Genomic DNA, 26,128 nt, shown 5'->3' with positions numbered 1-26,128 from the left:
CACATGAAAAAATACACCCATTTCATCCTGGCGGCTGTGGTGGTTCTGACCATGCCGTTGCTCATGCATTCCGGTTCTCTGGCGAGTGAAGTGCTGATCTTTACGCTGGCTGCCATGGGCTGCAATCTGCTGCTGGGCTTCACGGGCCTGCTGTCTTTCGGGCAGGGCATCTTCTTCGGTCTGGGCAGCTACACGGTGGCGCTGATGCTGAGCCGCTGGGCGGTGCCCATGCCGCTGGCTTTGCTGCTGGCAACATTGATGGGCGCACTGGGCGCTGCCCTGGTCGGCTGGGTGGCCATCCGTCAGCGGGGCACCTACTTCGTGATGCTGACGCTGGCCTTCTCGCAGATGTTTTACTTCATTGCCTACACAGCGACCGATCTCACGGGCGGCGACAACGGCTTGATGGACGTGCCTCGCCCCAACCTCTCGCTGTTTGGTGCAGACCTGTGGACGCTGGCTACGCCCTGGCAGTTCTATGGCTTTGTGTCGCTGCTGTTCCTGATCGTTTTCTGGCTGTTGCTCAGGGTGTCCAACTCCACCTTCGGCCGCACGTTGCTGGCGGTGCGTGACAACGAGGAGCGCGCTGCGGCCATTGGCTACAACCTGCGTTTGCTCAAGCTGCAGGCGTTTGTGATTTCGGGTGCGGTCACTGGGCTGGCGGGGGCGTTGCACGCCATGATGACGGGGTTGGCTCCGCTGTCCAACGCCGAACTGCACACCAGCGAGATGATTCTGATCATGACCGTGATCGGCGGCACCGGCAATCTGTTTGCCTCGTTGCTAGGCTCAGCGTTTTACCTGTTGCTGGCGGACTGGCTGTCGCAGTTGTGGCCGCGATGGCTGCTGCTGCTGGGGGTGGCGCTGATTGCCGTCAGCCTGTGGATGCAGCGTGGCCTGTGGGGCCTGGGTGAAATGCTGTGGCGCAAGCTGCAGGGGCAGCGCAATACGGCAACGGCTGCAACTGCGAAGGGAGAACAGGCATGAACACCAAGTCTCCGATCCTGCTGGAAGCCATCGATGTCGAGAAGCATTACGGCAAGTTTGCCGCGCTGGGCGGCGTGAGCCTGCAGGTGCGCGCCAACACCGTGCACTCCGTGATTGGCCCGAATGGCGCTGGCAAGACCACGCTGTTTCACATGCTCACTGGTACCAAGACCGTAAGTGGCGGGCGCATCCTGTTTGACGGCCAGGATGTGACGGACGAGCCCGACTACCGCCGTGTGCAACGGGGCATTGCGCGTTCGTTTCAGGTCACCAGCCTGTTCCTCACGCTGTCGGTGCGGGAGAACCTGCGCCTGGGCGCACAGGGTGTGGCCCCCATGCACGCGCTGAACCCCTGGCACGAGCCGGTGGGCGCACGTGCGCAGAAGGATGTGGTCGAAGCCGTTCTTGCAAAGGTGGGGCTGGAGTCACTGGCCGACACGCCAGCCGGCAACCTGTCACACGGGCAGCAGCGCCGGCTGGAGGTCGGCATGGCCTTGTCGGCACGGCCCAAGGCCATCTTTCTGGACGAGCCCACATCGGGCATGGGCATTGATGACCTGGACGAGATGAAGCGTCTCATCAAGAGCCTTCGTGACCAGCACACCGTGGTCCTGATCGAGCACAACATGAACATCGTGATGGATATCTCGGACACGGTGACGGTGATGCAGATGGGGCGTGTGCTGGCCGAAGGCCTGCCGCACGACATCCGCAGCGATGACCGGGTGCGCACGGCCTATCTGGGCAACATGATCACGGGGGGGAAAGCATGATTCTCGCGCTGGACAACGTTCACGCCTACTACGGCAAAAGCCACGTGCTGCAAGGGGTGAGTTTTGAGGTGGGCGATGGTGAGCTGGTCACCTTGCTGGGGCGCAATGGCGCCGGCAAGACGACCACGCTCAAGAGCATCGTCGGGGTGGTGCCTCCCACCAGCGGCAGCATCCGGTTTGCCGGCAAACCGGTGCAGGGCCTGGCGCCCCACGTCATTGCCAGCCAGGGCGTGTGCCTGGTACCGGAACACCGTGGCATCTTCAAGCTGCTGACGGTGGAAGAAAACCTGCTGCTTGGGCAGCGCAAACGCTCACCATGGCAGCTTGACGATGTCTACCGCATCTTCCCGCGCCTCAAGGAGCGACGCACCAACGGCGGCGGCCAGTTGTCCGGGGGCGAGCAGCAGATGCTGGCCATCGGGAGGGCGCTGATGAACAACCCCAAGCTGCTGATGCTGGATGAACCCGTGGAAGGGCTCGCTCCGGTAATCGTTGAAGAGATCGTGTCCCAGCTCAAGACCATCAAGGCGGCCGGAGTGGCCATCCTGCTGGTGGAGCAGAACCTGGAGGTCTGCACGCAACTGGCTGACCGGCATTGTGTGCTGGAGCAGGGCCGCATTGTCTACACGGCGGACAACGCCACCTTCCTGGCCGACGAAGAGGTCAAGGACCGTTATCTGGGCGTTGGCCTGGTCTGATTTGCATTGCGAGCTGTCATGAAATTTCTGATCGCGCGTCTCAACCACGAGACCAATACCTTTTCACCCGTCGCCACGCCGCTGGCATCGTTTGCGCCTGACTATGACGACGCGGCGTTCCAGGCCAACAAGGGTATGCGCACCGCGATGGCGGCGTTCATCGATGCGGCGCAGGGCCTCGGGGCGCAGTGCATCACGCCAGTTTCTGCCACGGCCAATCCCAGCGGCACGGTCGATGCCGAGGCCTATCGCGTCCTGACAGACCGCATCGTGGCGGCGGCTCCCGGTTGCGACGCGATCCTGCTGGACCTGCACGGGGCCATGGTGGTGCAGAGCACACCCGATGGCGAAGGCGACCTGCTAGCGCGCGTGCGTGCCGCTGCACCGGGTGTGCCGCTGGGCGTGGCGCTCGACCTGCACGGCAACATCACGCAGGCCATGGTGGACAACGCCGATGTGATGGTGGGCTTCAAGACCTATCCGCACATCGACATGTACGAGACGGGTGCGCATGTGGCGCGTCTGGTGCTGCAGATGTTCCAGGAGGGGCGCCAATGGGCCATCCGCTGGAAGCAATTGCCATTGATGAGCCATACGCTGCGCAGCACCACGCTCAACGGCGCCATGGCGCGCGCCGTGGCGGCCGCAACCGAAGCGGAGCGTGAGGGAGTGCCGGGCATGACGGTGTTTGCCGGGTTCTGCCTCGCTGACATTCCTGCGCCTTGCATGAGCGTGGTCGCCACTGTCGAAGCTACTGCTGACGGTGAAGCGCAGGCCGCTGTGGCCCTGGAGCAGGTGGCAAGCCAGATATGGAATGAGCGCACCGATTACGTGTACCTGAGTGAACCTCTGAATGCGGCGTTCGACCGTGCTGCCGCCATGGCGCAAGGTGCCGACAAGCCCGTGCTGCTGCTCGATCACAGCGACAACTGCATGTCGGGTGGGACCTGCGACACCATGGATGTCTTGCAGGCGGCGTGGGCGCAAGGCCTGGAGGGCATTGCCACCGGGCCGCTGTGCGATCCGCAGGCCGTGGCCGAGCTCGTGGCGGCCGGGGTGGGCGCGCAAGTGTCGCTGCGCCTGGGCAACAAGGTGCCGTTAACCCAGCTTGGTCTGCACAAAGATCCTGTGCCGGTACAGGGCACTGTGCGGGCTATCAGCGATGGCAGCTACACCGTCACCGGCCCCATCTACACAGGCCAGCGCTGTTCGATGGGGCGGGCTGTGTGGCTGGACCTGGGCCACACGCAGATCGTGGTGGTGGAGCAGCCCCACGAGCCCTGGGATCTGGGTGTGTTCTCCTGCGTGGGCCTCGACCCCACCACGTACCGCTACCTGCTGCTCAAGTCGCGCATGTACTGCAGGCCTGTCTTCGTGCCGTTGTCGGCGGGCTTGGTGGAGTGCGACAGCCCGGGCCCCACGAGCTCCGACCACAGCCTGTTTCCCTACCAGAACCTGCGCCGCCCGGTCTACCCGCTCGACGCCCTGTAAGCCCACCTGAAGCCATTGCCCAAAGTCACCATGAACCCCTCCGCAAAGACCGACATCGAAAACCTGCGCATCAACGGCCAGCGCCTGTGGGATTCGCTCATGGAGCTGGCGCAGATCGGCGCCACCCCCAAAGGCGGCGTGTGCCGCTTGACCCTCACCGATCTGGACAAGCAGGGTCGTGACCTCGTGACCCGCTGGGCGCGCGAAGCGGGTATGACCGTCACCATTGACAAGATCGGCAACGGATTCATGCGCCGTCCTGGGCGCAACAACAGCCTGCCCCCCATCATGACCGGCAGCCACATCGACACCCAGCCCACGGGCGGGAAGTTCGATGGCAACTACGGCGTGCTGGCAGGTATCGAGGTGGTGCGCACGCTCAATGACCACGGCATCGAGACCGAGGCCCCCATCGAAGTCGCCTTCTGGACCAATGAAGAAGGCAGCCGCTTTGTGCCCGTGATGATGGGCTCGGGCGTGTTCGCCAAAGCCTTCACGCTGGAACACGCCTACGCCGCCACCGACACCGAAGGCAAGACGGTGAAGGGCGAGTTGGAGCGCATCGGCTACATCGGAGACCAGGAACCTGGCGACCACCCCATCGGCGCCTACTTCGAAACCCACATCGAACAAGGCCCGGTGCTGGAAGACAACGACAAGACCATCGGCGTGGTCAGCGGCGTGCTCGGCATTCGCTGGTTCGACTGCACCGTGACCGGCATGGAAGCCCACGCAGGCCCCACCCCCATGGCCCTGCGCAAGGACGCGATGCTGGCCGCCACGCGCATCATGCAAGACGTAGTCGCTGCAGCCCACCGCCGCCCGCCGCACGGGCGTGGCACCGTGGGCATGGTGCAAGTGTTCCCCAACAGCCGCAACGTGATTCCGGGCCGGGTCAAGTTCAGCATCGACCTGCGCAACAGCACCGACGCGCTGGTGGACGCCATGGCTGCCGAGGTCAAGGCCTTTGCCGACCAGGTAGCCAAGGAGCATGGCGTGCAGGTGCACATCGAGATGGTGTCCAGCTACCCCGCGCAACTCTTCCAGCCCGAGTGTGTGGAGGCCGTAGGCCGCGCAGCCGCCAAGCTGGGCTACAGCCACATGCCCGCCGTCTCCGGCGCGGGGCACGACGCCGTCTACATGGCCAAGCTCGCACCCAGCGGCATGATCTTCATCCCCTGCAAGGACGGTATCAGCCATAACGAGATCGAGGACGCCAAGCCCGAGCACATCGAGGCGGGCTGCAACGTGCTGCTGCATGCCATGCTGGAGCGTGCGGGGACTTGATGCTATTCAAATTACAGCTGTCGACGCTTGATGGAAAAGCGCTGGCGGCTGTTTTTACTTGAAGTCTGGCTGCACGTTGTCAGTGCAGCTCCGTCAGCCCTAAAAAGTGGTCCAGCATGTGGAAGTGGTCTTCAAAGAATTCCTCTTCCATCCCCGCCAGCTGGTCGATGCGTGTCCACTGCACCTGCAGCGCGTCGTCGTCTGCTTGCACGTTTGGAAACTGCGCATCTCCCAAATCAAAGTAGTGCGCATGCGTGATGGTGCGGCCACGCTGGCTGCGGTCGGGGTGGTCGAACACGGCCACGGACTGCAGCGCGGCGCGCATGGTGGCCTCGGGCAGGTGGCAGTGGGTTTCTTCCACCAGTTCGCGCAGGCAGGACTGCCACACCGTTTCGCGCTGTTCGATGAAGCCACCGGGCACGGCCAGCTGGCCCTTGCCGGGTGCGTGTGCGCGGCGGATCAGCAGCACATGGTCCTGGCAGCGCAGCACCGCGTCCACCGTCACGAAGACGGGTGGGTAGGGCGCGGCGGCCCAGGCCTGGCGGTAGCCGCGCAGCATCTGCCACTCCTGCTGCAGCGCCAGGTAGTGCGGGGTCTGCGCAAACTCGGTCAGCGTGGCCAGGGTGCTGGCAGGCATCTGGTCGGCCAGGGGGGCGAGGGCGGACTGCACCGTGTCGGGTGTGGCGCCAAACCAGGCGTCGCGGATGGCGGTGGCGTCGATGGGGCCCTGGCGCTCCACATGGATCAGCTCCCAGCCCGGGAACGCGCTCAGGTAGCCGCTGGTGGCGTCCTTGAAGTGGCCCACCAGACCGATCCGCGCACCGGGTGTCGTCAGCCGCGCCACGCCCTGGCGCACGGCCTGCACCCAGACCGCCTCGTTGTAGTAGTCGCGCATGGGCAGCACCACCATGCGGCTGCGGTCGGCCTCGGGCAGCGCATTGCGCAGCATGGCCTCGCGTTCTTGCCAAGTGAAGGGGTTCTTGGGCGAGCGCGCCTGCCAGGCCGAGCCCACCACCACGATGACCTGCTGCGCGCTGTCGAGCGCGCGCTGCAGCAGCGCCATGTGGCCGTTGTGCACGGGTTCAAAACGCCCGATGTAGATGGCGGTATCGACCATGTGTCTCCAGTCGTTATCGGGTGATTTTTAAGTGTTTTTGGTCGCTAGCGCTTATCTATAAAGCGCTAGCAGCTATCTTTTTGGTAGTAATTTTACCCTGGAGCCGTATTACACATACCGCGCAGCAATAGGCATCTGCCGCCCACTGCCAAAGGCCCGTGCCCGCACGCGCACGATGGGCGGGGCCTGACGGCGCTTGTATTCGTTGCGCGCCACCATCATGCGCACGCGTTGCACCAGGGCGCGGCCCGCGTCGTCGGTTTGCAGCTGGGCGACAAAATTCTGGGCCGCCGCGTGCTCCGCGGCAGAAAGGCGGTCGCCTTCGATGAGCAGCTTGAGCACTTCGTCGAGCACGGGGTAGGGTGGCAGGCTGTCCACATCGCGCTGGCCGGGTGCCAGTTCGGCCGAGGGTTCCTTGTCGATGATGGCCTGCGGGATCAGCTCGCGCCCGGCGTGTTCGTTGACGTGGCGTGAAAGGGCAAACACCTCTGTCTTGTAGAGGTCGCCAATCAAGCCCAGGCCGCCGTTGGTGTCCCCATACAGCGTGCAGTAGCCCACCGAGATTTCACTCTTGTTGCCCGTGGTCAGCAGCAGGTGTCCAAAGGCGTTGGAGTATTCCATCAGCACCGTTCCGCGAATGCGCGCCTGCAAATTTTCGAGCGGAAGACCCACCAACGGCTTGCAAAAGCTGGCCTCGAACTGCTGCGCGTAGCTCGCCACCAGCTCGGCAATCGGGTGTGTGAAGAGCTGCACGCCCAAGTTGTGGCACAGCGCCACCGAGTCATCGACCGAGCCGCTGCTGGAGTAGCGCGAGGGCATGGTGATGCCGACCACGTTGTCCGCACCCAGCGCTTCCACGGCCAAGGCGAGCGTCAGCGCGCTGTCGATGCCGCCCGAGCTGCCCACCACCACCTGCGTAAAGCCGCAGCGCCATGCGTAGTCACGCAGGCCCAGCACGATCTGCTGGCGGTAGAAGTCCATGGCGGGAAGGCCCTGTGTGGGCACGGGGGCGGGACGCGCGCCTTCCGCGCTCAGAAAATGCCCGTTGTCGAACTGCAGCGTGCGTACATCTTCCACGAACCGCTGCGCTTCAAAGACGACACCCGCATCGGGCTCGGCCGCGAACGATGCTCCGTCGTACACCACCTGGTCATGCCCACCGATTTGGTTCACGTACAGGATCGGCAGGCCGTGGCGGCGCGCGGCGTCGGCAAAGATCTGGTGACGCTGCTCGCGTTTGCCGGTGTGGCTGGGACTGGCGTTGATGCTCACCACCAGGTCGGGCGCGGCGTCGCGCATGCGCTCGAAAGGGTTGGTGGCGTAGTCGGCGCCGTGGTCGTTCCAGCCGTCCTCGCAGATCAGCAGGCCCACCTGCGTGCTGCCGATGCGCAGCACCTTGGCCACGTCTGGTCCGGGCTCGAAGTGGCGGCGCTCGTCAAAGATGTTGTAGGTGGGCAGCAGCTGCTTGGCGTATTGCAGGCGCACAGCCCCGCCTTGCAGCACCAGCAGGCTGTTGTGCAAGCGCTTGCCGGGGCCGCGCGCGGGTGTGGGCGCGCCCAACACCCAGTGCAGCTGGGGTAATTCAGCAGAGGCCTGTTGTAACGCGGAGATGCCGGCCTCGATGCGTTGCTGAAAGCCGGTTTCCTCCAGCATGTCGCCGGGGTAGTAGCCGCACAGCGACAGCTCGCTGAACACGATGATGTCGGCTTGCTCGCGCGCCGCCTGCTGCGCGGCGGCCACCATGCGGGCCACGTTGCCTTCGATGTCACCGACGGTGAAGTTGAGCTGGGCAAGGGTGATGCGGAGCATGGTGTCAGTCCTTCACGTTGAAAACCTGACGCAGGTAGGCCAGGTAGGTTTCATCGTCGCACAGCGTCTTGCCGGGTGTGTCTGAGAGTTTCGCCACAGGTTGTCCGTTGGCACGCACCAGCTTCATCACGATGTTGAGCGGTCGCATCTCCGGTGCGTCGCCCATGTCGTTGGTGAGATTCGTTCCAATGCCAAACCCCAGCTGCGTGCGGTCGCCAAAGTGGCGGTACAGCATGAGGGCGCGTTCCAGGTCGAGTCCGTCCGAGAACACCAGCCGCTTGGTGTGTGCGTCGATACGCAGCCGGGTGTAGTGCGCGAGGGCTTTTTCGCCCCAGGCCACCGGGTCGCCTGAGTCGTGGCGCAGGCCGTCGAACAGCTTGGCGAAGTACAGGTCAAAGTCAGCGAGAAAGGCGTCCACGCCCACGGTGTCGGTCAGCGCAATGCCCAGGTCGCCCCGGTATTCCTGCACCCAGTCTTCGAGTGCGGCTTTTTGGAAGTCGCGCAGCCGCACGCCCAGGGCCTGGTAGGTCTGCAAATACTCGTGCGCCATGGTGCCGATGGGCACCAGGTTCAAATCGCGCGCCAGCAGCACGTTGCTGGTGCCCTTGAACCACTGCGGAGCTTGCTGCGCAAAGGTCTGCACCACCTCGCGCTGCCAGGCGCCGCTGTAGCGGCGGCGCAGGCCAAAGTCGAACAGCTCGAAAGCGTGGCGCAGCGTGGCCTGCCGGGCCAGGGCCTGCAGCTGATGCACTTTGGCGGCCAGCCGTGCACGGCCGCTGGCGAGGGCCTGGGCCGCGTCAAAGCGGCGAAAGTACAGCTCGTTCACGATGGCCAGCACGAAGATCTCAAACCCCATCACATGCACCTGTGGGCCTTGCGCCACGATGTGCAGTTGCTCGCCCTCGGCCCAGGCGCTGATGAAACTGCGCTGGAACTGGAAGATGCGCAGGAAGTCCACAAAGTCGCTCTTGATGTAGCGCAGGCTGCCCACATAGGCCAGCTCTTCGGGCGTGAAGCGCAGGCTGCACAGGTGGTCCAGCGCAGCGTTCACCTCGGGCAGCAGCTCGGCCAGCGGGTAGGCCGGAGTGTTGCGGCACACAAAGCGATATTCGCTTTGGGTTTGCGGGTGGCGGTGCAGCAGCGCCTGCCACATCGTGAACTTGTAGAGGTCGGTGTCGAGCAGGCTGGTGATGACGGGGTTCATGATGTTGCTCCAAAATTTGTAGCTGGTAGCGCTTGATGGATAAGCGCTAGAGCCTGATTTAATTCATATTGGCGAGCTGTGCACCGGCTGCGCGCATGGCATTCAGAAACGCCTGGTGCTGCGCCTCAAAACCGCCCACGGGGCTCATGCCATCGGTCAGCAGCACGATGCGGCTGGCTTGCCAGCCCGGCACCAGGCGGGGCAGGTGCTGCACGATGTGTTCGGTGGTCGAGCGCACGCAGTGGCTGCTGGCCTCGCCCGCGATCAGCAGCACATCGGCCTGGCCCAGCGACTGCAGCAGGGCGGTGTTGAGTGCGGTGCTTTCGTCGTCCGCATCGGGCACCTCGGCCTCGATGGCGCTGTAGTGCTCCGTCCAGGGGTTGGTGCCCTTGAAGACATTGCGCACCGCGCGCTGGCGCTGGAGCTGCCAGGCCCCGCAGGCGGCCAGTACATCGGCGTGCACGCCATGGCCCCAGCTGCCCACCTCGCAGTGCACGGGCCAGACCATCAGCGTGTAGCGGCCCTGGGTTTCGAGTGCGTCCAGGTACTGCAGGGTGCGGGGCAGGGCGGCGGGGTTTCGCGGTACGTAGTCGCCAGCGCGCACCTGGGCGGCGGTGATGGGGGTGAAGGGAGCCACATCCGCCCCCGTGCCGGTTTGCCAGAAGCCGGGGTGGGCAATGTCAAAACGCTGGTGCGAGTCGAGCGTGACGGTGATGGCGTCCAGTTGGTCGCCCTGGCTGCGGATGAACTGGGCCAGGCGCTGCATGTCGGCATGGGCGCCCGCCACAGGCAGGGCGGGCGTGGTGCGTGGGCCTGTGAGCGCATCGGTGGGCTGCCAGGCCACGGGCAGGTCGCAGAAGTCGTTTTGGGGGTCGATCACCAGAAGCTGAGTGTTGCGGGCCATGGTCTTCTCCTTCGTTGGTGACGCCAGTGTAATCTTGTTAGTAAAAAAAATAAACTAACTAAGTTGCAAAAGCATGTTTCTGTTCTTGCAGAGTTGGGGGGCATCTATCTTGTTCGTTCATCCCTGTGACAAACTCGGCCCCATGACCGATACCACCGCCCCCGCCGTGATCTGTACCGTGGATGTGGTCCTGCTCACCCTGCAGCAGGACGTGTTGCACGTCGCGCTGCAGCGGCGGGAGCGGCCTCCGTTTGCCGGTGCGCTGGCGTTGCCCGGCGGCTATATCCACGCCCAGGAAGATGCCGATGCCCAGGCCAGCGCGGCCCGGGTGCTGCGCGACAAGGCGGGCTTGCAGAGCCCGTACCTGGAGCAGTTGGCCACCTTCTCCGGCCCGGTGCGCGACCCCCGGGGCTGGTCGCTGGCCGTCGCTTACTGTGCCCTGGTGCCGCCTGAGGTGCTGGCGCAGGCACCGCTAACGCTGGTACCCGTGGCCGAATTGCCTGCGCTGCCTTTTGACCACCGTGCCATGGTCGATGCCGCCGTGGCCCGCGTGCGCAGCAAAAGCCAGTATTCGTCCATGCCCGTGCACCTGTGCGCCGAGCCGTTCACGCTGCCGCAGCTGCAGGCTGTGTACGAGGCGGTGCTGGGCGAGCCGGTCAACAAGGTGAGTTTTCGCCGCAAGATGGACGAGTTGGCCATGCTGGAGCCGGTGCCGGGAGCGCTGCAAGGCGGCGGCGCCCACCGGCCCGCGCAGCTGTACCGGGTGCGCCCGGCCTACCGGCGCAATCTGTCGCTGAGCGCGCGCGGGCTGTAGCGCGGGCTTAGCGCACAAACTATTGGACCGCCGCACGGAAATCTGGCACAAACGCAAACTTTGTGTCCCACGAACGGTGGGTGCGTCGCGCGGGCCAGGGTGGCTGCCGTTGCACCACCAACAACAAGCCGGCACAACGCTGGCACCTGAGGGAAATCCATGTCTTTGCGGCTCAAATTCAACCTGGTGCTGGCGGCCGTGCTGCTGGTGGCAGCGGCGGGGGCGGGAGTTTATGTGCACCGCTTTCTGCAGCAGTCTGCCATCGAGGAGGTGCAGCACAACTCGCAGATCATGATGCACGCGGCCATGGCGATCCGCGACTACACGACAGAGCTGGTCAAGCCCCACCTGGACGTGACGCTGGCCGAGAAATTCCTGCCGCAGACGGTGCCTGCCTATGCGGCCACCGAAACCCTGCGCCGCCTGCAGAACCGGTTTCCGGGCTATGAGTACAAGGAGGCGGTGCTCAACCCCACCAACCTGCGCGACCGTGCCAACGAGTGGGAAGAGCGCATCATCAGCGACTTTCGCGAAGGCCGGGCCGACCTCAAGAAAGAGGTCACCGGCGAGGTGGGCGAGGGCATGCACCGCGCCATGTACGTGGCCCGCCCCATCACCATCAAGCAGGCGCAATGCATGGCCTGTCACAGCACACCGGCCGTGGCGCCGCCCACCATGCTCAAGGTCTATGGCGACAAGAACGGCTTTGGCTGGGGCATGAACGAGACGGTGGGCATCCAGGTGGTGAAGGTGCCGATGTACTTCCCGCTGGAGAAGGCGCGTCAGACCTTCAACACGGTGATGGCGGCGCTAGTGGGTAGTTTTGTGCTGCTTTTCGTCGGGCTCAACCTGTCGCTGTCGTCGCTGGTGATTGAGCCCATGGCGCGGCTCAACCGCAAGCTGGAAGACCTGGCCACCAAGGACTTCCTGACGGACTTGGTCAACCGCCGCCGCTTCTTTGAGAGGCTGGAGACCGAGATGGCCGACACCCGCATCAAGAAGGGCAGTCTGTCGGTGGTGATGTTTGACATCGACTTTTTCAAACGCATCAACGATACCTTTGGGCATGACTCGGGCGATGTGGTGCTCAAGAGCACGGCGCTGCGCGTGCGAGAACTTCTGCGGTCGTCCGACTGCGCTGCGCGTTTCGGGGGCGAGGAGTTCATCATCCTGCTCAAGGAAACCCCGGTGGATGCCGCCATGGCCATGGCCGAGGCGGTGCGCGCGCGCATTGCAGGCGTGCCGTTCGACGCGGTGGGCCATGTCAGCGCCAGTTTTGGCGTGGCCACGTGGGACCACAAGGAAGACAGCCACGCGCTGATCAAGCGCGCGGACACGGCGCTGTACAAGGCCAAGTCCAGCGGTCGCAATTGCGTGGTGCAGGCCGAAGAGTCCGTATGACCTCTTGCGTGTCTCCGGGCCGAGCCCGGCACGCTCAGGCCATGGCGGCCTTGGCCTCCTCATAGTCAGCCCGGTAGTCCGCCGCCAGCGCGGTTTTTTGCTTCTCCGTCAGCAGCTTGCCTGCCATCTGGAAGAAGCGGTGTTCTTCTTCCTTGAGGTGGTGCTCCACCTTCTCCGCCAGTTTCTTGGCCAGCGGCAGCCAGCTGGGGCTCGCCGGGTCGGCCTCTTCCAGCGACTCCAGCAGTTCATCGAGCTGGTGGTGCTCTGAAATGGCGTGGCGGGACAGGTCGATGCCCGCGTCGTGCGCCATCAGCGGAATATAAAAATGCCGTTCCTCAGCCCGTTCATGGGCCGTCAGTTCCTGCTTGAGCTGGTCAAACAGCTCGCGCCGCTCGGGGGTGTCTCCGCTGGTGTCGGTGAGTGCGGCGTACAGCGCTCGTTGGCGTTCGTGGCTCTCGCGCAGGGCTTCAAAGATATTGGTGGTGTCGGTCATGGTGCGGGTGTGTGGGGAAGGTGGGGCTGTGACAAAGGTGCGGTGGGCTACTTGAGTACCTTGCGCGCGGCACCCACGCCGATGACGGCCAGCACCACAAACACCACGGCAATCACCAGGAACAGCACAAACAGCACCTTGGCGATGCCCGCCGCGCCTGCGGCGACTCCGCTGAATCCCAGGGCACCGGCGACCAGGGAGATCAGGGCAAAAATGATGGCGTACTTCAGCATGGTGGTCGCTCCTTGCAGTGGATGTTCAGGCAGCGCGGGGCTGCGAAAGGGTGTGCAGGAACGATACCGAGGGGCCGTCGGCAGCGCCGTCAGTGCGGGCGGGCGGTGGGTGTAGGAGAGGGCCGCTGGCGGGCAGTGGTGAAGCGTCAAAAGAAAAGCCGCAACGCGGAGCGTTGCGGCTTTGGAGGTGGGACGGCTCTGACGGTCTTTTGGTCTGCGCTCACATCGCTGACGCGATATGAGCTTCGTCCGCAGACCGAAAACCGCGCTATCGCGCGGCGGGCTTTACAGCCCGGCTGCAGCGCGCAGCGCAGCAGCTTTATCGGTCTTCTCCCAGCTGAATTCGGGCTCTTCGCGGCCGAAGTGGCCGTAGGCTGCGGTCTTCTCATAGATGGGACGCAGCAGGTCCAGCATCTGGATGATGCCCTTGGGGCGCAGGTCGAAATGCTCACGCACCAGCGCTGCCAGACGCTCGTCCGACACCACGCCCGTGCCTTCTGTGTAGACCGTGATGTTCATGGGCTCGGCCACGCCGATGGCATACGCCACCTGGATCTGGCACTGGCGCGCCAGGCCTGCGGCCACGATGTTCTTGGCCACGTAGCGGGCTGCGTAAGCGGCGGAGCGGTCCACCTTCGTTGGGTCCTTGCCGCTGAACGCGCCGCCACCGTGGGGGCAGGCACCGCCGTAGGTGTCCACGATGATCTTGCGGCCGGTCAGGCCACAGTCACCTTGTGGACCGCCGATGACAAAGCGGCCCGTGGGGTTGATCAGGTAGCGCGTGTTCTGCAGCCATTCCTTGGGCAGCACGGGCTTGATGATCTCTTCAATGATGGCTTCGGTGAACGAGGCCTTCATCTTGGTTTGCGTTTCGCTCTGGTCGGGGTGGTGCTGGGTGGAGAGCACCACGGTGTCGATGCTGTGGGGCTTGCCGTCCACGTAGCGCATCGTCACTTGCGACTTGGCATCGGGGCGCAGGAACGGCAGGCGGCCGTCCTTGCGCAGCTGGGCCTGGCGCTCGACGAGGCGGTGCGCGTAATAGATGGGCGCGGGCATCAGCTCGGGCGTTTCGTCGCAGGCGTAGCCGAACATCAGGCCCTGGTCGCCGGCGCCGGTGTTCAGGTGATCGTCGCTCGCGTGGTCCACGCCCTGGGCGATGTCGTTGGACTGCTTGTCGTAGGCCACCAGCACGGCGCAGCCCTTGTAGTCGATGCCGTAGTCGGTGTTGTCGTATCCGATGCGCTTGATGGTGTCGCGCGCCACCTGGATGTAGTCCACGTGGGCGTTGGTGGTGATCTCGCCCGCCAGCACCACGAGGCCAGTGTTGGTCAGCGTTTCGGCGGCGACGCGGCTGCGGGGGTCTTGCTTGAAGATTGCATCGAGAATCGCGTCCGAGATCTGATCGGCCACCTTGTCGGGGTGGCCTTCGGAGACGGATTCCGAGGTAAAGAGAAAGTCGTTCGCCATTTGAATAAACTCCTGTGTTCCGGCATTTGGGGCGTTGCCCTCACCCCGAAGGAGATCTGGCGAACGCTTTAGCAGATTTTTTTAACGTCGCCCTGCAAGTTGCTCATTTAACTCAGCGACCCCGTCATTTTAATGCCAGTCGTCTTTCGATTCTTTTCCGTATTTCCACTGTGGTTGCTGCACATCATGGGCGCGGCCATGGGCTGGATTGCGTTTTGTGCGTCGCCCACGTACCGGCGTCGCTTTCTGGCCAATTCGGCCCTGGCAGGGTATTCGCTCGGCGACGTGCGTGCCGCTGTGGCCCATGCCGGCCGCATGGTGGCCGAGCTGCCGCGCCTGTGGCTGGGGGCGCCACTGCCCTGCCGCATCGAAGGCGAGGCCTGTGTGGAGCAGGCGTATGCGGCCGGGCGCGGCATTTTGTACCTCACGCCGCACCAGGGGTGCTTCGAACTGTCGGCCCAGGCAGCGGCCCGGCGCTGGAGCGCGGAGCGCGGCCCCATCACGGTGCTGTACCGCCCCGCGCGCCAGGCCTGGCTGGCCAAGGTGATGGAGACCGCACGCAACCGGCCCGGCATGCTGGCCGTGCCCACCACACTGGCGGGTGTGCGCCAGATGATCAAGGCCCTGCGGCGGGGTGAGGCCGTGGGCCTGCTGCCCGACCAGGTCCCGCCGGACGGGCAGGGCCTCTGGGCGCCGTTTTTTGGCCGCGATGCCTACACCATGACCCTGGCCGTGCGCCTGGCGCAGCAGACGGGTGCTGCCGTGGTGCTGGTGCGCTGCGAGCGGCTGCCCTGGGGCCGTGGTTTTGTCACCCATTTCGAGCCGCTGGCGCAACCGCTGTCGGACCAGTTGGACGTTGCCGTTGTGCAGATCAACCAGGCCATGGAACACCTTATCCGCCAGTGCCCCGAGCAATACCTGTGGGGCTATGCCCGTTACAAGCAGCCGCGCGCCGAGGCAGCGCCTGCTGCGGGAGCTGCCGTATGACCGGCCGCCTGGGTGTGTGGTTCATGCGGGTGCTGGCGCACCTGCCGCTGCCCGTGCTGCGCGGCATGGGGTGGCTGCTGGGGCAGGTGGCCTTTGTGCTGGTGGCACCCCGGCGCAAGGTGGCGCTGCGCAACCTGGAGTTGTGTTTTCCGGACTGGACCGAGGCGCGCCGCCGCGCCGTGGCGCGCGCCAGTTTTGTGGTGTTTTGCCAGACCTGGCTGGACCGCAGCTGGCTCTGGGCCGCGCCCCGGGAGGTGGTCGAGCGGCGCGTGCAACTCAGAGGTGCCGTACACGAGCTCGACGGCGACACCCCCACGATACTGTTTGCCCCGCACTTCTATGGCATGGACGCGGGTGGCCTGGCGCTGCCGCTGCATTCGGGCCGAGCGTTCACGTCCATTTTTGCCACCCACCCCGATCCGGCGGTGGACGGCTGGTTCATGGCCGGGCGCCAGCGTTTTGGTGACGTGCGCATGCTCAACCGCTCGGACGGCGTCAAACCCATCATCGCCAACCTGCGCAAGGGCGGCCTGCTGTACCTGCTGCCCGACATGGACTACGGGCGCAATGATTCGGTGTTTGTGCCGTTCTATGGCGTGACGGCGGCCACCATCCCGTCGCTGTCGCGGTTTGCGCGGCTGGGGCGCGCCAAGGTGGTGGGTGTGTATTCGCGCATGACGCCCACAGGCTACGTGGCCGAGGTCTCGCCCGCCTGGGCGAATTACCCCACCGACGATGCCGAGGCCGACACCCTGCGCATGAACCACGAACTGCAGGCCGTCATCAACACCATGCCCGAGCAGTACTACTGGGTGCACAAGCGTTTCAAGACACGGCCCGAAGGCGAACCGTCTTTTTACGCCTGAAAATTTGAGTCAAATCAGTATCTGGCGCCTATCTGTCAAGCGCTGGTAGCTATCATTTTGATTGCAAAAATCGCTGCAGTTCCAGGGCCACGCGCTCGGGGTGCTCGTGCACGATCCAGTGCGAGGCTTTCTCCACCTGCCGCAGCTGCAGCTGCGGCACCCAGTCCGGCAGGCCGTCGAGCAGGCCGGGCAGCAGGGCCGGGTCGTCCATGCCCCACAGGACCAGCGTGGGTACCGTCACCGTCAACATGGATTCGGGCAGGGTGATGGCCTGCGCGCCCGGGTCACCCTCGCGGGGTGGGCGCAGGGGGCTGGCGCGGTAGTAGTTGCAGGCACCCGTCAGGCCCTGCTGCCACAGCGCGCGGTACTGGGCACGCACGCTCTCGGTCAGCCACGTGGGGGCGCTGCCGTCTGGGGCGTTGAAAAAAGCGAACAGGCGGCGAAAGTCGTCCTCGGCCAGCAGGGCCTCTGCATCAGGCCTGCACAGGAAGTGCATGTACTGGCTGCCCGCCTGCTGCGCAGCGTTGTGTGCCAACTCTCGCACAAAGGCGCCAGGGTGGGGGGAGTTGATGATGGCCAGCCGCTTCATGAGCTGCGGCTGCTGGTTGGCCAGGTTCCAGGCCACGGCGCCGCCCCAGTCGTGCGCCACCAGGCATTCCAGCGCGCCGCCGGGGCATTCGTGGGCAATCAGCGCCACCAGGTCCTGCACCAGATGCTTGGCTCGGTAGGCATCCACTTCGGCGGGGCTGCTGGAGGGGCCAAACCCGCGCAGGTAGGGCGCCACGCAGTGGTAGCCACCGTTTTCGGGGCGGGAAAAGTGCAGCAGCAGCTCATCCCAGATGAAGGCACCCTCGGGGAAGCCGTGCAAAAACAGCAGCACAGGGCGGCCCGCCACGCCGCTTACGCGGCAGTGCAGGGTGGTTCCGTGGGGCAGGGGAGCGGAGACGGTCTGGATCATGGCGCTATGCATTTAATAGCTGGTAGCGCTTGATGGATAAGCGCTAGGGCCTAATTTGACTGAATATCCTCAGAATCACCGAGCTCTGGGGGCTCAACGGCGGGGGCAGGGGCTGCGGCTGCGTCGCCCGAGGCTTGCACCGGGTGCGCCCACTGCCACAGCAGCTGTGCCACCTCGTCCACGCCTTGTTTCTTGAGGGCCGAGAACATCATCACCTCTCCGCCGGCTGCGTTCAGTCGCGTAATCGACAGGATCTTGGCTTGCTCCGAGCGTGTGAGCTTGTCCGCCTTGGTCAGCACGATCAGGAATTTCAGGCCTTCTTCGACCCGTGGTCGCAGCACTTCAAGCAGGGCCTCGTCCAGCTCGGTCAACCCGAGCCGGGGGTCACATAGCAAGACGATGCCGGTGAGCCCAGGGCGGCTCACCAGGTAATTGACCATCACCTGCTGCCAACGCACCTTGTCGGACCTCGACACCTTCGCGTAGCCGTAGCCGGGCAGATCCGCCAGCACCGCATCGGTCGCACCGTGCTTGCCCAGTGAGAAAAGGTTGATGTGCTGCGTGCGCCCGGGCCGTTTGGAGGCGAACGCCAGCTGCTTTTGCTGTGTGAGCGTATTGATGCAGGTGGATTTGCCCGCGTTGGAGCGGCCCACAAAAGCGATCTCGGGCACGTGGATGGGCGGCAGGTGGTGCAGCTGGGCGGCCGTGGTCAGGAACCTGGCGGTGTGCATCCACCCCATGGCGATCTTGGCGTCGGGAGCGGGCGGAAGGGAGCCAGCAACTGGCGCGGTGGAAGAGGTCGTCATGGAATATTGGGAGGCTTGGGAGCCTCATTGTAGAATCGCGAGGTTTTGCGCACATAAACACAGACCCTCGATATGAAGTTGCTCGCCTCTTTGCTGACGGCTGCCGCACTGGCAGCACCTGTTTTTTCGGCCTATGCGGCGGGCGATGCCCCCAAAGCGGCCAAGCCGGATCTCGTCAAAGGCGAGGCCAGCTACACCGCAGTGTGTGCTGCCTGCCATGGCGCCGATGGCAATTCGGCCATTGCGGCCAACCCCAAGCTGTCGCAGCAACACCCCGAATACCTGGTCAAGCAGTTGCAGGAATTCAAGTCCGGCAAGCGCAACAACGCCATCATGAAGGGTTTCGCCACCGCGCTGTCGGACGAGGACATGAAGAACATTTCGTACTGGGTGGCTTCCAAGGCGGCCAAACCCGGTTTCGCCAAGGACAAGAACCTGGTCTCCCTGGGGGAGCGCATCTACCGTGGCGGCATCGCCGACCGCCAGATCGCTGCCTGCGCTGGCTGCCACAGCCCCAATGGCGCAGGCATCCCTGCCCAGTACCCCCGCCTGTCGGGTCAGCACGCTGACTACACCGTGGCCCAGCTCAACACCTTCCGCGATGGCTCGCGTGCCAACAGCACCCAGATGACGCAGGTGGCGGCCAAGCTGAACGACAAGGAAATCAAGGCCGTGGCGGACTACATCGCTGGCCTGCGCTGATTGACTTGATTTTCGTCAATCTTGTGGCCCGCTAGACCGGGTTGCACGGAACCTACCGCCAATAACAATCCCAAAACGGGCGGGCCCATCGCACAGATGGTCCCGCCCTTTTTCTTTCCTTCTCTCGCGCCTCCTCGCCGTCTCCTTTCTTTTTCATCCATGTCCGATAACACCCAAGGCCTTCGCATCCAGTCTGGTTCCCAGGCCTGGCGCGCCGGGATCGAGCTGCTGTCCTCCATGCGGTTCGCGATCTCGCTGCTGACGGTGATCTGCATTGCCTCGGTGATTGGCACGGTGCTCAAGCAGCACGAGCCGGCGGTCAACTACGTCAACCAGTTCGGTCCTTTCTGGGCGGAGTTGTTTGGCGCCATCCAGCTCAATGCCGTCTACAGCGCCTGGTGGTTCTTGCTGATCCTGGCGTTTCTGGTGATCAGCACATCGCTGTGCATCGCCCGCAATACACCCAAGATCCTCATCGACCTCAAGGTCTACAAGGAAAACATCCGCGAACAAAGCCTGAAGGCTTTTCACCACAAGGCCGAGGCAACGCTTAGCGGCTCTGCCGAGGTCGAGGCGCGCCGCATTGGCACCCTGCTGGCCGGTGGCGGATGGAAGGTGCGCCTGCAGCAGCGCGACACCACCTCTGGCCCCGGCACTGGCTGGATGGTGGCGGCCAAGGCGGGTGCTGCCAACAAGCTGGGCTACATCGCCGCGCACAGCGCCATCGTGCTGGTGTGTGTGGGCGGTCTGCTGGACGGAGATCTCATCGTGCGCGCCCAGATGTTGCTGGGGGGCAAGACACCGTACCAGGGCGGCGGCCTGATTGCCGATGTGAAGCCCGAGCACCGGCTTTCCGAGCGCAACCCCACCTTTCGGGGCAACCTGCTGGTGGCTGAGGGCACACAGTCGAGCACAGCCATCCTGAATCAGTCCGACGGCGTGCTGCTTCAGGACTTGCCGTTTGCCATCGAACTCAAGAAGTTCATCGTGGAGCACTACTCCACCGGCATGCCCAAGCTGTTTGCCAGCGAGATCATCATCCACGACAAGGCCACGGGCGAGAAGACGCCCGCGCGTGTGGAGGTGAACCACCCGGCCAGCTACAAAGGCATCGAGATCTACCAGTCGAGTTTTGACGACGGCGGCTCGCACCTCAAGCTGCGCGGCGTGCCCATGGTGGCAGGCGCCAAGCCCATTGAGGTCGAAGGAGTGGTCGGCAATTCCACCCAGCTGACCAACAACGGCGGCGGCCCGGGCAGCGAGACGCTGACGCTGGAGTTCACAGCACTGCGCACCATCAATGTCGAGAACTTCGGGGGTGCAGGCCCCGGAGGCAGCGGTGTGGATGTGCGCAAGGTGGACCTGCGCGAGTCGGTGGAATCCCGCCTGGGCGCCGCCAACAAGACCGTCACCAAAAAAGAACTGCGCAACGTGGGCCCGAGCGTGAGCTACAAGCTTCGGGACGCAGCGGGCCAGGCGCGTGAGTTCCACAACTACATGCTGCCCGTGGACACGGGCGACGGCGTGCCGGTGTTTCTGCTGGGCGTGCGCGAAACCCCTGCAGAGCCATTCCGGTACCTGCGGGTGCCAGCCGATGACAAGGGCAGCATGGACGGCTTCGTTCGCATGAAGGCCACCCTGGCCGACCCCGCAGCGCGCGAGCAGGCCGTGCGCCGCTATGTGGCGCAGGCCATCGACACCTCGCGCCCGGATCTGGCCGAGCAGTTGCAGCAGTCTGCACTGCGGGCCTTGGCCCTGTTTGCGGGCCAGGGCATGGTCGATGGCAAGCCCACTGGTGGCCTGCAGGCGGTGTCGGACTTCATGGAGGCCAACGTGCCCGAGGCCGAGCGCGCGCGGGCGGGTGAGGTGCTGGTGCGCATTTTGAACGGCACGCTGTTCGAGGTGGCGCAGTTGTCGCGCCAGCGTGCGGGCCTGCCGCCGCTTCCCCAGGACGATCAGACGCAGGGCTTCATGACGCAGGCCGTGCTCTCGCTCAGCGACGCGCAGATCTACCCCGCACCGCTGGCGTTTGAACTCAAGGACTTCACCCAGGTACAGGCCAGTGTTTTCCAGGTGGCGCGAGCCCCTGGCAAGAATGTTGTCTATCTGGGATGTGCCTTGCTGATCCTGGGCGTTTTTGCCATGCTCTACGTGCGCGAACGGCGCGTCTGGGTCTGGGTGGCGCCGCAGGACGGGCGTACCCACGCCACCATGGCCCTGTCCACCAACCGCAAGACCATGGACGGCGACCAGGAGTTTGTCCAGCTCGCACAAAAACTGATCGGGGCATCGCCCCGCGAAGGCACCGCATGAATACCGCGACTTCTTCCTCCACGGCCACCACGATCACCCTGAACGAGGGTTTTTTTGCCCGCCGCAACTGGTTCGACTGGCTGTTTGCAGCCATCGTGGCCGTGGGCGGGCTGTATGCGTTGCAGCGCTACGGCGCCTTCATGGACGTCTACGAGAAAGGTATTTTGCTGGGTGCCATTCCGTGCACGATCTGGCTGGGCTGGTTCTGGCGCCCCTTGCGGGCGCTGATGCTGATCGTGGCTGCGGTGGCGCTGTTGGCCATCGGCCTGTACCAGCAAGACGGTGCGGGTAGCCTGGCGCGGGCCGATACGGTGTTCGGCCTCAAGTATTTCTTGTCGAGCCAATCTGCCATCCTGTGGATGAGCATGCTGTTCTTCATGAGCACCATCTTTTACTGGGTGGGCATGTTCTCCCGCGGCGAGGGCCGCACCATGAGCATGCTGGGCTCGCGCATTGCTTGGGTGGCCGTGGCCATGGCGCTCATCGGCACGCTGGTGCGCTGGTATGAGAGCTACCTCATCGGCCCGGACATCGGCCACATCCCGGTGAGCAACCTGTATGAAGTGTTTGTGCTGTTCTGCTGGATGACGGCGGCGTTTTACCTGTATTACGAACAGCAGTACGACACGCGTGCACTGGGCGGGTTCGTGATGTTGGTAGTCAGTGCCGCCGTGGGCTTTCTGCTCTGGTACACGGTGGTGCGCGAAGCGCACGAGATCCAGCCCCTGGTGCCTGCACTCAAGAGCTGGTGGATGAAGCTGCATGTGCCCGCCAACTTCATCGGCTACGGCACGTTTGCGCTGGCCGCCATGGTGGCCTTTGCCTACCTCATCAAGCAGCAGGCCACCGAAACCCGCTGGTACAAGCTGGCGCCGCTGTGGCTGCTGGGCGTGGTACTGTGTTTCGAGCCTATCGTGTTTCGCCAAGGTGCGACCGAGAACGGTGGCAGCTACTGGATGGTGTACTTCGGCATTTCGGCTTTCATCGTGGCTGGCATCCTGCTGGGCCGCAAGCGCATCGCGGCGCGCCTGCCCTCGTTTGAGATCCTGGACGACGTGATGTACAAGTCCATCGCCGTGGGCTTTGCGTTCTTCACCATTGCTACCGTGCTCGGCGCGCTGTGGGCGGCCGAGGCCTGGGGCGGCTACTGGAGCTGGGACCCGAAGGAAACCTGGGCGCTGATCGTCTGGCTCAACTACGCCGCCTGGCTGCACATGCGACTGATGAAGGGGCTGCGCGGCACCGTGTCGGCCTGGTGGGCGCTGGTGGGCCTGGCGGTGACCACGTTCGCATTTCTGGGGGTGAACATGTTCCTGAGCGGTTTGCACAGCTACGGCACGCTGTGATGGGGTGAGGGCTCAGTCGGGCATCGGGGTGGGGCCGACAACTATTGCGTCTTCGGTGTAACCTGCGTGGTCTAGGGAACGAACTAACAGTTGTGCTGCTCTACTGCTGCAGCTGTTTCCACCAGACCATGACCGGAGCCTCCCCATGCTGATCCCCTCGCGCGATTCGGGTTTCAACCACCCCCACTCCTCCGAAATCACCCCCCGCGCGGTCTACGAAGACCGGCGCCAGATGCTCAAGCTCATGGCGGGCGGCGCTGCAGGTGCCGCGATGGCGGCCTGGGCCGGCCGCGAGGCGCTGGCGCAGCAGGCGCAGGTGGTGCGGCCCAACAAGCTGGCTGCGCTCGCGGGTGCCAAGTCCACCGTGGCGGGTGCGGTCACGATGGAAAAGCTCACTGACTACAAAGACGCGAGCACCTACAACAACTTCTACGAATTCGGCACCGACAAGGCCGACCCCGCGCGCAACGCCCACACACTCAAAACCACGCCCTGGACGGTGGAAGTGGAAGGCCTGGTCAAGAAGCCGGGTAAATACGGCATCGAAGACCTGATCAAGCTCAGCGCGCAGGAAGAGCGCATCTACCGTCTGCGCTGCGTGGAAGGCTGGTCCATGGTCATCCCCTGGGTGGGTTATTCGCTGGCCGAACTGATCAAGCGCGTGGAGCCCCAGGGTAGCGCCAAGTATGTGGAATTTGTGACGCTGGCCGACAAGGCCACCATGCCTTTTGTCGGATCGCGCGTGCTCGACTGGCCCTATGTGGAAGGCCTGCGCATGGACGAGGCAATGAACCCTCTCACTCTGCTGGCTTTTGGCATGTATGGCGAAGTGCTGCCCAACCAGAACGGGGCGCCTGTTCGCCTGGTGGTGCCGTGGAAGTACGGCTTCAAGAGCGCCAAGAGCATTGTCAAGATCCGCTTTGTCGAGAAAGAACCCGGCACGGCATGGAACAAGGCGGCCAAGCAGGAATACGGCTTTTACTCAAACGTGAACCCTGAGGTGGACCACCCTCGCTGGAGCCAGGCCACCGAGCGACGCATTGGCGAAGATGGCCTGTTTGCCAAAAAGCGCAAGACGCTCATGTTCAACGGCTATGAAGCCCAGGTGGGGCAGCTGTACGCGGGCATGGACCTCAAGAAGTTCTACTGATCTTCATTCGCCTTTTTTCTCCGCTTGACGTGTAGGTAAAGCGGCAGAAGAGGGGCGCGGATCACCATGCGCAAACTCTTCCTCCATTCTGCCGCCAAGCCCGTGGTCTTTGCACTGTGCCTGCTTCCGTTGGCTTGGCTGGTCTACGCTGCGGCGGCCAATCAGCTGGGCGCCAATCCGGCCGAGGCCCTGATCCGCGCCACGGGTGACTGGACGCTGCGCGCGCTCTGTCTGGTGCTGGCCGTTACGCCGCTGCGCGTGGTGACTTCCACGCCCCAGCTTGCGCGCTTTCGGCGCATGCTGGGCCTGTTCGTGTTTTTCTACGGCCTGCTGCACCTGCTGAGCTACGCCTGGTTCGACATGGGTTTTGATGGGACCGACATCGTGCGCGACATCATCAAGCGGCCTTTCATCCTGGTCGGGTCTCTGGCGCTGCTGGTGCTCACGCTGCTTGCCGCCACATCGTTCAACCGCGCGATCAAGGCTTTGGGCGCAAAGCGCTGGCAGGCGCTGCACCGCAGCGTATACGCAGTGGCGGGCCTGGCCATCCTGCACTTCTTCTGGATGCGCGCTGGCAAGAATGATTTTGGCGAGGTGGCGGTGTATGCGGCGGTTTTGTCAGCTTTGCTGGGCTGGCGGCTGTGGCACCGGCTGCGCAAGCGCCGGCCGACCCAGGGTACTGCGGGGGCCAAGGCATCCCAAGCCGCCCGCACGTCGTAGCGCTGTGCTTGTAGAGTTATTTGCTATATAAATAATAGCTTCTGGCGCTTGATGGTAAAGCGCCAGCAGCAAATTTAGCCTGAAATTCCAAGACCTGTCGCTACCGCGCCGGTGCCGCGCGCATCTGCCGGGTCACAGGATCGATGTAACCGGTGGGAATCTGGTACGCCCGATCGTCAAACAGGTCGATGCCACACATGAGGTTCTCGATCCAGCTGAAGAAATCGCTGATCGCCTGCTTGCCCATGATGGGCGCGCCGTGCTGTGGCACCAGCATGGCGATATCAAGTTGCCGTGCCATGCGGACCCACAGCCGCAGGATCTTGTTGGACACCATATAGCGGCGGTGAAATCCCTCCATGCGCGGGATGTGGGCCTTGAGGTCGGTCACCGGCACGCGAGCCTCGGCGCCCGACATCATCGACACCCCCAGGTCGCCGGTGAACAGGATGCGGCTGACCGGGTCGTAGAAGTGAAAGTTGCCCTCGGAGTGCATGAAGTGCGCAGGCAGCAGCACCAGTTCATGGCGGCCCAGGGGCAGATGCCCCCCACTGTCGGGCACACCGATGACGCGATTTTCCGTCTTGCCTACCTTGGTGAAGTGGGGCGCGAAACGTTCCCAGACGCGTGAGATCACCAGGTCGGCCTTGGTGCTGGTCATCCAGCGATCCAGCGAGGCAATGATGTCTGGGTCTGCATGCGAAGCGATCAGGTACGACAGCTTGTGCGGTGGGAAGTGCTTGGTCATCCCCATGAACAGCTCGTTGAAGGCCAGGTTGCCACCGGGGTCGATGATGGCGCCGGTGTCGTCGTCCACTATCAGAAACTGGTTGGCCTGAACGGCCTGACCGTCTTCTTCGATGAGGTCGGTGAACATCAGACAAGCATGGTTCTTGTCGCGGTAGAGTTCGAGGGCCATGGCCATCCTGCGGTGCAATAAAGCACGAACTGTACGATTGACCCTCTGAGACGTCCTTGATAGAAATCAAGTGCCCTGGTGGTATTGGTGATCAGAACCGTTGTCCCGGTCCTTCTGCCGCTTTTCAGCGCGGCGCTGACGCTGAAGCTGCGGGGGGCTGCGCAGGGCTGGCGGTACCGACGCCGGGGGTCAAGGTCTGGGGCAGGGTCGCACGCTGCGCAGCTGCCGGACTGCTGGGCAAATACAGGGGGCCCCGTTGACCGCAACCTGCAAGGGCTGCCGCACTGGCAGCAAGGACAAGCGTCCTGACTAGAATTTGGGAAGCTTTCAACATGCGCAAATTGTAATGACCGACCTCGAATTCATGGACCACGCCGAAAAACTGCTGCTTGCCGTCGAGCGCAGCTGCGATCGCATCAACGATGCGACCGATGCCGATGTGGACGCCCAGCGCTCCGGGGGCATGGTGACATTGACGTTCCCCAACCGCAGCCAGATCGTCATCAATCTGCAAAAACCTCTGCACGAGGTGTGGATGGCCGCGCGGTCCGGTGGTTACCACTACCGGTTTGACGGCCAAGCCTGGCAGGACACCAAAGGAGCTGGCGAGTTCTTTGAGTGCCTGAGCCGCGACGCAGCCGCCCAAGCGGGGTTGCCACTGCAGTTTTCAGCGTGAGCCACCC

The 26,128-nt window shown here is 63.9% G+C and carries 26 protein-coding genes; 15 read left to right on the top strand and 11 right to left on the bottom strand.

The features are described 5' to 3' along the window. Positions 1-3 precede the first annotated feature (3 nt). The 5 genes from C8C93_RS15430 to C8C93_RS15410 are packed head-to-tail and all read left to right on the top strand — an operon-like array spanning position 4 to position 5,236. The gene (locus tag C8C93_RS15430; protein ID WP_121507470.1) at positions 4-987 is read left to right on the top strand and encodes a branched-chain amino acid ABC transporter permease; all 984 of its coding nucleotides are present in this window, start codon (positions 4-6) and stop codon (positions 985-987) included. Then, the gene (locus C8C93_RS15425; RefSeq protein ID WP_121507469.1) at positions 984-1,760 is read left to right on the top strand and encodes an ABC transporter ATP-binding protein; all 777 of its coding nucleotides are present in this window, start codon (positions 984-986) and stop codon (positions 1,758-1,760) included. Before C8C93_RS15430 ends, C8C93_RS15425 begins: the two co-directional genes overlap by 4 nt. Further along, on the top strand, positions 1,757-2,458 hold the full coding sequence (locus C8C93_RS15420; protein ID WP_121507468.1) for an ABC transporter ATP-binding protein: 702 nt from the start codon (positions 1,757-1,759) through the stop codon (positions 2,456-2,458). Before C8C93_RS15425 ends, C8C93_RS15420 begins: the two co-directional genes overlap by 4 nt. 18 nt (positions 2,459-2,476) lie before the next feature. Then, on the top strand, positions 2,477-3,949 hold the full coding sequence (locus tag C8C93_RS15415; protein WP_121507467.1) for a M81 family metallopeptidase: 1,473 nt from the start codon (positions 2,477-2,479) through the stop codon (positions 3,947-3,949). A gap of 30 nt (positions 3,950-3,979) precedes the next feature. Further along, positions 3,980-5,236 carry a Zn-dependent hydrolase gene (locus C8C93_RS15410; protein WP_121507466.1) on the top strand — a complete coding sequence of 419 codons (1,257 nt, stop codon included), beginning with the start codon at positions 3,980-3,982 and terminating at the stop codon, positions 5,234-5,236. Positions 5,237-5,315: 79 nt separating this feature from the next. Here C8C93_RS15410 and C8C93_RS15405 read toward each other — a convergent pair whose 3' ends face one another. The 4 genes from C8C93_RS15405 to C8C93_RS15390 all read right to left on the bottom strand — a co-directional run bounded on the left by C8C93_RS15405 (position 5,316) and on the right by C8C93_RS15390 (position 10,270). Further along, positions 5,316-6,353 (bottom strand): bifunctional nicotinamide-nucleotide adenylyltransferase/Nudix hydroxylase, encoded by a 1,038-nt coding sequence (locus C8C93_RS15405; RefSeq protein WP_121507465.1) that lies wholly within the window; start codon positions 6,351-6,353, stop codon positions 5,316-5,318. Positions 6,354-6,461: 108 nt separating this feature from the next. Next, positions 6,462-8,162 carry an NAD+ synthase gene (locus C8C93_RS15400; protein ID WP_121507464.1) on the bottom strand — a complete coding sequence of 567 codons (1,701 nt, stop codon included), beginning with the start codon at positions 8,160-8,162 and terminating at the stop codon, positions 6,462-6,464. Positions 8,163-8,166: 4 nt separating this feature from the next. After that, positions 8,167-9,366, bottom strand: a complete 1,200-nt coding sequence (gene pncB, locus C8C93_RS15395) for a nicotinate phosphoribosyltransferase (protein WP_121507463.1) — start codon at positions 9,364-9,366, stop codon at positions 8,167-8,169. 58 nt (positions 9,367-9,424) lie between these two features. After that, positions 9,425-10,270: a cysteine hydrolase gene (locus C8C93_RS15390; RefSeq protein WP_121507462.1), complete on the bottom strand. Its 846-nt coding sequence runs from the start codon at positions 10,268-10,270 to the stop codon at positions 9,425-9,427. A 142-nt stretch (positions 10,271-10,412) separates the two neighbouring features. On the opposite strand from C8C93_RS15390, the gene C8C93_RS15385 reads away from it, so the two are divergent. Further along, complete coding sequence (locus C8C93_RS15385) at positions 10,413-11,084, top strand: NUDIX hydrolase (protein WP_121508818.1); 672 nt, start codon at positions 10,413-10,415, stop codon at positions 11,082-11,084. 159 nt (positions 11,085-11,243) lie between these two features. Beyond that, entirely contained in the window at positions 11,244-12,485 is a 1,242-nt protein-coding gene (locus C8C93_RS15380) for a diguanylate cyclase (protein WP_055399306.1), read from the top strand. 34 nt (positions 12,486-12,519) lie between these two features. On the opposite strand, the gene C8C93_RS15375 is transcribed toward C8C93_RS15380, so the two are convergent. The 3 genes from C8C93_RS15375 to metK all read right to left on the bottom strand — a co-directional run bounded on the left by C8C93_RS15375 (position 12,520) and on the right by metK (position 14,678). Further along, a complete protein-coding gene (locus C8C93_RS15375) occupies positions 12,520-12,978 on the bottom strand; it encodes a hemerythrin domain-containing protein (protein WP_121422404.1) in 459 nt (152 codons plus the stop codon). Between the two features lie 47 nt (positions 12,979-13,025). Then, positions 13,026-13,211 (bottom strand): DUF1328 domain-containing protein, encoded by a 186-nt coding sequence (locus C8C93_RS15370; protein WP_055399302.1) that lies wholly within the window; start codon positions 13,209-13,211, stop codon positions 13,026-13,028. A gap of 285 nt (positions 13,212-13,496) precedes the next feature. Beyond that, positions 13,497-14,678: a methionine adenosyltransferase gene (gene metK / locus C8C93_RS15365; protein ID WP_056060126.1), complete on the bottom strand. Its 1,182-nt coding sequence runs from the start codon at positions 14,676-14,678 to the stop codon at positions 13,497-13,499. 132 nt (positions 14,679-14,810) lie between these two features. Here metK and C8C93_RS15360 point away from each other — a divergent pair, with 132 nt between their 5' ends. Continuing rightward, entirely contained in the window at positions 14,811-15,665 is an 855-nt protein-coding gene (locus tag C8C93_RS15360; RefSeq protein ID WP_055399298.1) for a lysophospholipid acyltransferase family protein, read from the top strand. Beyond that, a complete protein-coding gene (locus tag C8C93_RS15355) occupies positions 15,662-16,531 on the top strand; it encodes a lysophospholipid acyltransferase family protein (RefSeq protein WP_055399296.1) in 870 nt (289 codons plus the stop codon). The genes C8C93_RS15360 and C8C93_RS15355 overlap by 4 nt, the downstream gene beginning before the upstream one ends. A 52-nt stretch (positions 16,532-16,583) precedes the next feature. On the opposite strand, the gene C8C93_RS15350 is transcribed toward C8C93_RS15355, so the two are convergent. Further along, complete coding sequence (locus C8C93_RS15350) at positions 16,584-17,489, bottom strand: alpha/beta fold hydrolase (RefSeq protein WP_121507461.1); 906 nt, start codon at positions 17,487-17,489, stop codon at positions 16,584-16,586. Between the two features lie 50 nt (positions 17,490-17,539). Then, on the bottom strand, positions 17,540-18,295 hold the full coding sequence (yihA, locus tag C8C93_RS15345; RefSeq protein ID WP_055399291.1) for a ribosome biogenesis GTP-binding protein YihA/YsxC: 756 nt from the start codon (positions 18,293-18,295) through the stop codon (positions 17,540-17,542). Positions 18,296-18,367: 72 nt separating this feature from the next. Here yihA and C8C93_RS15340 point away from each other — a divergent pair, with 72 nt between their 5' ends. The 5 genes from C8C93_RS15340 (at position 18,368) to C8C93_RS15320 (ending at position 24,526) form a co-directional block, all read left to right on the top strand. Beyond that, entirely contained in the window at positions 18,368-18,997 is a 630-nt protein-coding gene (locus C8C93_RS15340) for a cytochrome c (protein ID WP_055399289.1), read from the top strand. Between the two features lie 159 nt (positions 18,998-19,156). Further along, positions 19,157-21,310: a cytochrome c biogenesis protein ResB gene (locus C8C93_RS15335; RefSeq protein WP_055399287.1), complete on the top strand. Its 2,154-nt coding sequence runs from the start codon at positions 19,157-19,159 to the stop codon at positions 21,308-21,310. After that, complete coding sequence (gene ccsB / locus C8C93_RS15330; RefSeq protein WP_121507460.1) at positions 21,307-22,656, top strand: c-type cytochrome biogenesis protein CcsB; 1,350 nt, start codon at positions 21,307-21,309, stop codon at positions 22,654-22,656. Before C8C93_RS15335 ends, ccsB begins: the two co-directional genes overlap by 4 nt. 145 nt (positions 22,657-22,801) lie before the next feature. Beyond that, positions 22,802-23,806 (top strand): protein-methionine-sulfoxide reductase catalytic subunit MsrP, encoded by a 1,005-nt coding sequence (gene msrP / locus C8C93_RS15325; protein WP_055399284.1) that lies wholly within the window; start codon positions 22,802-22,804, stop codon positions 23,804-23,806. A gap of 66 nt (positions 23,807-23,872) precedes the next feature. After that, entirely contained in the window at positions 23,873-24,526 is a 654-nt protein-coding gene (locus C8C93_RS15320; RefSeq protein ID WP_121507459.1) for a sulfite oxidase heme-binding subunit YedZ, read from the top strand. A gap of 100 nt (positions 24,527-24,626) precedes the next feature. On the opposite strand, the gene C8C93_RS15315 is transcribed toward C8C93_RS15320, so the two are convergent. Then, positions 24,627-25,445, bottom strand: coding sequence for an MBL fold metallo-hydrolase (locus C8C93_RS15315; RefSeq protein WP_055399379.1), 819 nt, complete (start codon positions 25,443-25,445; stop codon positions 24,627-24,629). Between the two features lie 124 nt (positions 25,446-25,569). Further along, positions 25,570-25,779, bottom strand: a complete 210-nt coding sequence (locus tag C8C93_RS15310) for a lipoprotein (RefSeq protein ID WP_121507458.1) — start codon at positions 25,777-25,779, stop codon at positions 25,570-25,572. Between the two features lie 12 nt (positions 25,780-25,791). Here C8C93_RS15310 and cyaY point away from each other — a divergent pair, with 12 nt between their 5' ends. Beyond that, the gene (gene cyaY, locus C8C93_RS15305; RefSeq protein WP_121422414.1) at positions 25,792-26,121 is read left to right on the top strand and encodes an iron donor protein CyaY; all 330 of its coding nucleotides are present in this window, start codon (positions 25,792-25,794) and stop codon (positions 26,119-26,121) included. Positions 26,122-26,128: the final 7 nt, after the last annotated feature.

This window comes from Acidovorax sp. 93 (assembly GCF_003633835.1).
GTDB classification, from domain to species: domain Bacteria; phylum Pseudomonadota; class Gammaproteobacteria; order Burkholderiales; family Burkholderiaceae_C; genus Acidovorax; species Acidovorax facilis.
The sequence above is the reverse complement of the archived record's forward strand: the minus strand, read 5'-3'. Positions and strand labels throughout refer to the sequence as shown.